6 protein-coding genes and 1 pseudogene are annotated in these 6,603 nt (G+C 70.6%); all 7 read left to right on the forward strand.

The window, feature by feature from the left end:
- The first annotated feature begins 47 nt into the window (after nt 1-47).
- Nucleotides 48-698 carry an HAD family hydrolase gene (locus GTY56_RS10865; protein ID WP_161364846.1) on the forward strand — a complete coding sequence of 217 codons (651 nt, stop codon included), beginning with the start codon at nt 48-50 and terminating at the stop codon, nt 696-698.
- A gap of 376 nt (nt 699-1,074) precedes the next feature.
- Nucleotides 1,075-2,109, forward strand: coding sequence for an ATP-binding cassette domain-containing protein (locus GTY56_RS10870; RefSeq protein WP_161364848.1), 1,035 nt, complete (start codon nt 1,075-1,077; stop codon nt 2,107-2,109).
- Complete coding sequence (locus tag GTY56_RS10875; RefSeq protein WP_161364850.1) at nt 2,106-2,813, forward strand: methionine ABC transporter permease MetI; 708 nt, start codon at nt 2,106-2,108, stop codon at nt 2,811-2,813. The genes GTY56_RS10870 and GTY56_RS10875 overlap by 4 nt, the downstream gene beginning before the upstream one ends.
- 62 nt (nt 2,814-2,875) lie before the next feature.
- Nucleotides 2,876-3,694 carry a MetQ/NlpA family ABC transporter substrate-binding protein gene (locus GTY56_RS10880; RefSeq protein WP_161364853.1) on the forward strand — a complete coding sequence of 273 codons (819 nt, stop codon included), beginning with the start codon at nt 2,876-2,878 and terminating at the stop codon, nt 3,692-3,694.
- Between the two features lie 140 nt (nt 3,695-3,834).
- Nucleotides 3,835-4,467: a GNAT family N-acetyltransferase gene (locus GTY56_RS10885; protein WP_161364855.1), complete on the forward strand. Its 633-nt coding sequence runs from the start codon at nt 3,835-3,837 to the stop codon at nt 4,465-4,467.
- Between the two features lie 142 nt (nt 4,468-4,609).
- Nucleotides 4,610-5,830 (forward strand): precorrin-6y C5,15-methyltransferase (decarboxylating) subunit CbiE, encoded by a 1,221-nt coding sequence (cbiE, locus tag GTY56_RS10890; RefSeq protein WP_161364857.1) that lies wholly within the window; start codon nt 4,610-4,612, stop codon nt 5,828-5,830.
- Nucleotides 5,831-6,196: 366 nt separating this feature from the next.
- A pseudogene (locus GTY56_RS39870) lies at nt 6,197-6,603 on the forward strand (nicotinate-nucleotide--dimethylbenzimidazole phosphoribosyltransferase); the annotation flags it as partial.

The raw sequence follows: 6,603 nt of genomic DNA on the forward strand, positions 1-6,603 counted from the left end.
AAAGGCCCGATGCCTGCGGCCCTGGCCTGCACCGTAGGGTCGAGGGCATGACGATCCACGCGCAGGCCCTGCTGTTCGACAACGACGGAACCCTCGTCTCCTCCCTCGCCTCGGTGGACCGCTGCTGGACACGGTGGGCCACGGAGTACAGGATCACGGCCGAGGAGTTCGCCCGGGTCGAGCTGCACGGCCGGCCGGCCGCCGACATAGCCGCCGATTTGCTGCCCGCCGAGATCGTCCCGCAGGCCGTCGCCCGCATCGAGGACCTGGAAGTCGACGACGTGCCGGGCGGCGGTGTGCACCTGCTGCCCGGCACCCGTGACTTCCTCGACTCCCTGCCCGGCGACCGCTGGGCGGTCGTCACCTCCGCCACCCGGCGCCTGGCCGAGGCCCGGCTCGACGCCGTCGGCATCCTGCCCAAGACCCTCGTCGCGGCCGACGACATCACGCGCGGCAAGCCCGACCCCGAGCCCTACCTCCTCGCCGCCCGCGCCCTCGGTGTCGAACCGGCGCACTGCGTCGTCTTCGAGGACGCCCCCGCGGGCCTGGCATCCGGCCGCGCCGCCGGCATGACCACCGTGGCGTTGACCACAACCCACCAGGCTCACGAACTGCACGCCGATCTGGTCGTCGAGAACCTGTCGGCCCTGTCCGCACTGGTCACCGAGCGGGGCGTGGAGATCTCCCCGCGCGCCTGACAGGCCTCGGCCCCGTCCACCGCTGTCCAGCATCCGGACAGCGGAGGGCCGGTAAGGACCGTACGCGTGTTTTACTGACGGCATGACCACGACGAGCGACCGCATCCCCGCGACCGAGGCGACCATGACGCCCGGTGCTCGTTGTATGTGTCGAATGTGCGCCTTCTAGAGGGCCCCCGCATCACCCCCTGAGCTCGCGCCCCGAAGCGAGACGCGGCCCGTCCGCGCGTCCTGAGCGCTGCGTGACCCGAGGCCGCCCCGCGCACATGTTTCTCCCCGGTTCCACTCTCCAGCGAGAACCGTGTCGCGTCCCTGACCGAATGCACCTGTGCCCGGGCACACCCACGCCCGCGCACTCGACAGTGACGGAATCCCAGTGATCACCACCTCGGGCCTGACCAAGGTCTACCGTGCACGCGGCCGCGAGGTCACCGCCCTGGACGGCGTCGACCTGCACGTCCGCGAAGGTGAGGTGTACGGCGTCATCGGCCAGTCCGGCGCCGGCAAGTCCTCGCTCATCCGCTGCGTCAACCTGCTGGAACGCCCCACGGCCGGCACCGTGACCGTCGCCGGGCAGGACCTCACCGCCCTGGCCGGCCGCGGCCCGCGCGCCGGAAAGGAACTGCGGCAGGCGCGCAGCCGCATCGGCATGGTCTTCCAGCACTTCAACCTGCTGTCGTCCCGGACCGTCCAGGACAACGTCGAACTGCCCCTGGAGATCCTCGGCAAGAGCGGCAAGGAGCGTTCCCGCAAGGCGCTGGAGCTGCTCGACCTGGTGGGCCTCGCCGACAAGGCGAAGTCCTACCCGGCTCAGCTCTCCGGCGGTCAGAAGCAGCGTGTCGGCATCGCCCGCGCGCTCGCCGGGGACCCGAAGGTGCTGCTGTCCGACGAGGCCACCAGCGCCCTCGACCCGGAGACCACCCGCTCGATCCTGGCACTGCTGCGCGACCTCAACCGGCAGCTCGGCCTGACCGTTCTGCTCATCACCCATGAGATGGACGTCGTGAAGTCGGTCTGCGACTCGGCCGCCCTCATGGAGAACGGGCGCATCGTCGAGTCCGGCACGGTCAGCGAGCTCCTCGCGACCCCCGGCTCCGAACTCGCCTCGGCGCTCTTCCCGCTCGACGGCGAGGCCTCCGGCGAGGACCGCACCGTCGTCGACGTCACCTTCCAGGGCGAGAGCGCCACCCAGCCCGTCATCTCGCAGCTGGCCCGCACCTACAACATCGACATCTCGATCCTCGGCGCCGCCATCGACACCGTCGGCGGCCTCCAGGTCGGCCGGATGCGCATCGAACTGCCCGGCCGCTACGAGGACAACGTCGTGCCGATCGGCTTCCTGCGCGAGAAGGGCCTGCAGATCGACCTCCCGGGCCACGAGTCCGTACTGGTGAAGGAAGGTGCCAAGTGACCTGGTCCGAGATGCAGCCCCTGCTGGAGCAGGCGTGTTGGGACACGCTCTACATGGTGGGCTGGTCCACGCTCATCGCCGTCGTCGGCGGATTGCCCCTCGGCATCCTGCTGGTCCTCACCGACCGCGGCGGCCTGCTCCAGAACCTCGCCGCCAACAAGGTCATCGGGCAGATCGTGAACATCGCCCGCTCCCTGCCGTTCATCATCCTGATGGTCGCGCTGATGGGCTTCACCCGCTCGATCACCGGGACGACCATCGGTGTCGAGGCCGCCATCGTGCCGCTCGCCGTCGGCGCCATCCCGTTCTTCGCGCGCCTGGTCGAGACGGCCGTCCGCGAAGTGGACCACGGGCTCGTCGAGGCCGTGCAGTCCATGGGCGGCAACACCTGGACCATCGTCCGCAAGGTCCTCGTTCCCGAGTCCCTGCCGTCGCTGATCTCCAGCACCACCACCACGATCGTCGCCCTCATCGGCTACTCCGCCATGGCGGGCACGGTCGGCGCCGGAGGCCTCGGGGACATCGCCATCCGGTACGGCTACCAGCGCTTCGAGACCCAGCTGATGTGGATCACCGTCGCGATCCTCGCCGTCGTCATCTCGGTGATCCAGTTCGCCGGTGACTACGCGGCCCGTTCCCTGCACCGCCGCGGCGCCCACTCCGGCCCCGCCCCCAGACTGCGGCTGCTCAAAGCCGCTTCCTGACCTCCCCGTTCACCCACAACGGGGCAGCACCACCCGCAAGGCCATAAGGAAAGGCACTTTTCGTGCGTAACACCGCCAAGATCACCACCGCCGCGCTCGCCGCCGGAGCCCTCACCCTGGGGCTCAGCGCCTGCGGCTCCGGCAGCTCCGGCACCGACGGCCCCCTGATCGTCGCCGCCAGCCCCGTCCCGCACGCCGAGATCCTCACCTACGTCAAGGACAACCTGGCGAAGAAGGAGGGCCTCGACCTGGAGGTCAAGGAGTTCACCGACTACGTCACGCCGAACACGGCGACGCAGGACGGCTCGGTCGGCGCCAACTACTTCCAGAACAAGCCGTACCTCGACGACTTCAACAAGAAGAACGGCACCGACATCGTGCCCGTCGTCACGGTCCACCTGGAGCCGCTCGGCCTCTACTCCCACAAGGTCGAGAAGGCCGGCGACCTGAAGAGCGGTGCGACCGTCGCCATCCCCAACGACACGGTCAACGAGGCCCGCGCCCTCAAGCTCCTCGCTGCCAACGGGCTCATCACCCTCAAGTCCGGCGTCGGCAACGAGGCGACCCCCTCCGACATCACCAAGAACCCCAAGAACCTGAAGTTCAAGGAGCTGGAGGCGGCCCAGACCCCGCGCTCCCTCGACGACGTGGACGCCGCCGTCGTCAACGGCAACTACGCGATCGAGTCCGACCTCAAGCCCTCCGAGGACGCCCTGATCCTGGAGTCCCCGAAGAACAACCCCTACGGCAACTTCCTCGCCGTGAAGAAGGGCCAGGAGGACGACCCGCGCGTGAAGAAGCTCGCGAAGCTCCTCACCTCGCCCGAGGTGAAGAAGTTCATCCAGGACAAGTACGCCGGCTCGGTGCTCGCCTCCTTCTGAGCCCACGCCCGGCAGCCGCGCGCACGGGGCCCTTCCCCCACCCGATGGGCAGGGTCCCGTGGTGCGGATCAGTGCTTTCATGCTGCATGCTGGGCAGTTCAGCATGCCCAGAAGGTTCACCGAAGGTTACGGAGCGGCGCATGACGAGCACCTTCCCCAACATCTCCATCAGCACGGAGCGGTTGGTGCTGCGTCCCCTCGACGAAGACGACGTCGCCTCCCTGGCCGCGATGATGAACGACGAACAGGTGGCGGCCTGGACGTCCGTCCCCCAGCCCTTCACGGAGGACGGCGCCCGCACCTGGATCACCGAGTACGCCCCCGCCGCGCGCACCGGCGGACGCGGAATCGACTTCGCCGTCACCGAGTTCCTCACCCAGCGCCTGGTCGGCGTCATCCAGCTCACCAAGACCAACTGGCACGTACGCTCCACCGAACTGTCGTACATCATCGCCCCCTGGGCCCGGGGCGAGGGCTACGCCTCCGAGGCCGCCCTCGTCACCGCCCAGTGGCTCTTCACGGACCAGAAGTTCGAGCGCATCGAACTGCGCACCGCGGCCGACAACACCGCCTCCCAGCAGGTCGCCCAGAAGATCGGCTGCATCAGCGAAGGTGTGCTGCGCAACGCCTGCATAGCCCGGGCCCGTGCCGAGGACGGCACCTGGACCGACGTACGCACCGACTTCATCGTCTGGAGCCTGCTCCCCGAGGACCTCGAAGGCGTCGGCGAGCAGCTCCGCGACGGCTTCACGTCCTTCGGCGACTGGAACTGACCGGAACCACCCGCGGGACGACGGCGACGACGCCGGGGCTCCCTCCGTCACCTCCACCGGGTACCCTCACGGAGCCCGCCCGCGGGCTGCTTCCCACAACGCCATGCAGACGACCTGCGAAAACCCCTGGAGACTGACGACGATGGCCGACCGCGTCACGGTGATCGGCTGGGACGGTTCGCCGCTGACCGCCGCGGCGAGCGCCGCCCTGGGTGCCGCCACGCTCGTGGCCGGCGCCGCCCACCACCTGGCGCTCCCCGAGGTGCCCGCCGGCGCCGAGCGCATCCGCCTCGGCAGTGTCGCCCTCGCCGCCCGTCGTATCGCCGGCCACCGCGGCACGGCCGTCGTGCTCGCCGACGGCGACCCCGGGTTCTTCGGCGTCGTACGCACCCTTCGCGCCCCCGAGTTCGGCCTGGAGGTGGAGGTGGTCCCCGCCGTCTCCTCCGTCGCCGCCGCCTTCGCCCGCGCCGGTATGCCCTGGGATGACGCACAGGTGGTCGCCGCACACCCCCGCACGCTGCGACGCGCCGTCAACGTATGCCGCGCCCACGCCAAGGTCGCGGTCCTCACCTCACCCGGCGCGGGCCCCGCCGAACTCGGTCTGCTCCTCGAAGGAGTCCACCGATCCTTCGTCATCTGTGAGGAACTCGGCACCAGCCGCGAGCGCGTCACCGTCGTCACCTCCGACAAGGCCGCCGACCACACCTGGCGCGACCCCAACGTCGTCATCGTCCTCGGCGGCCCGTCCCGGCCGGAGACGGCGGGAGAGGCCGGCGGCTGGATCTCCGGCCGCGACCCGTCCGCCGGACCACGCGGCTGGACCCTGCCCGCCGACGCCTACGGCGCGGACCTCGGCGAGGGCGAGACCCAGCTGCTGCGCGCCTCCCAACTCGCCCGCCTCGGCCCCCGCGTCGGCGACCTCGTGTGGGACATCGGCTGCGGCAGTGGAGCCTTCGCCGTCGAGGCCGCCCGGGCCGGCGCCGCCGTGCTCGCCGTCGACAGCGACCGGTCCGCCTGCGCCCGCACCGACGCCGCAGCCCGCCGCCTCGGCGTCCAGCTCCAGATCGTGCACGGCACCGCCCCGCACATCCTGGAGAACCTCCCCGAACCCGACGTCGTCCGCGTCGGCGGCGGGGGAGCGGCCGTCGTCTCGGCGGTCGCCGACCGACGCCCGCAGCGCATCGTCACACACGCCGCCACCCGCGACGCCGCCGAACTCATCGGCCGCGACCTCACCGAGCACGGCTACGGCGTCGAGTGCGCCCTGCTGCAGTCCGTCGAACTCGACACCAGGGCCTGGACGGAGAAGGAACGGAGCGTCGCGTTCCTGCTCAGCGGCGTGCTCCCGCGACGCAGCGCCTGATCCCGGCACCGTCCCCGTGATCGGCTTGTCGTACTGCGCGCGGTAGGCTGGCCGATCGCTGCACCGCACAGGACGCCCGGCGCTTCGTCGGTCAATGTCCGGAAAACGCGCCCGTTTTGGGGTGTGTGTGGTACGGCAGAACCGAAGGGCGCGCAACGTGGCGCAGTCCACAGCGGAACCGTCGCGGATCAAGCTGCCGTGAGGGTGGTACGGCCGCAACAATGCCAGTGAATGGCTTTGTCGCCTTTTCGGGGCGGACCGTTCGTGCCGCTGGGGACGCACGCTCGTTCTTCACTGCGGGGCGGTCGGTGCGCCGTTCCGGGCGAGCAGGTCGTAGGAGCACTAACCGATGGGCGAGGGGTACGCATGACCGACACCGGCCAGGTCCCGGGCGAGGGGCTGCCGGAGAGTGCAGGCATGGTGGAGCAGCCGGGCGCCCCCGCGCCCGGTGCGTACACCTACCTCTCCGAGACCACCACCGAAACCGAGGACGAAGACCTGCTGCTGTTGCCGGGTGCCCAGGGTGCCTGGGGCAACGAGGTCCCTCCGCCCGCGCCGGAGCCGGTCCCGGAGACCGTGCACCAGCCGGGCCCGCACGAGATCTCCGGCCGCGACAGCGGTTCGGTCGACCTCGGAGGCGTCCGCCTGCCCGACCCGCCGCCGATCCCGCCCGTCACCCCGCGTCGGCCCCTGCACCTCGGCCCGCCGCTGCCCGACAGCTCCGCCAGCCCGGTCCGCTCCCTCGCCGACCGCGGTCCGGCGGACGCGCCCGT

Origin of the sequence: Streptomyces sp. SID5643 (assembly GCF_009872555.1) — a bacterium.
Classification (GTDB): Bacteria; Actinomycetota; Actinomycetes; order Streptomycetales; family Streptomycetaceae; genus Streptomyces; species Streptomyces iakyrus.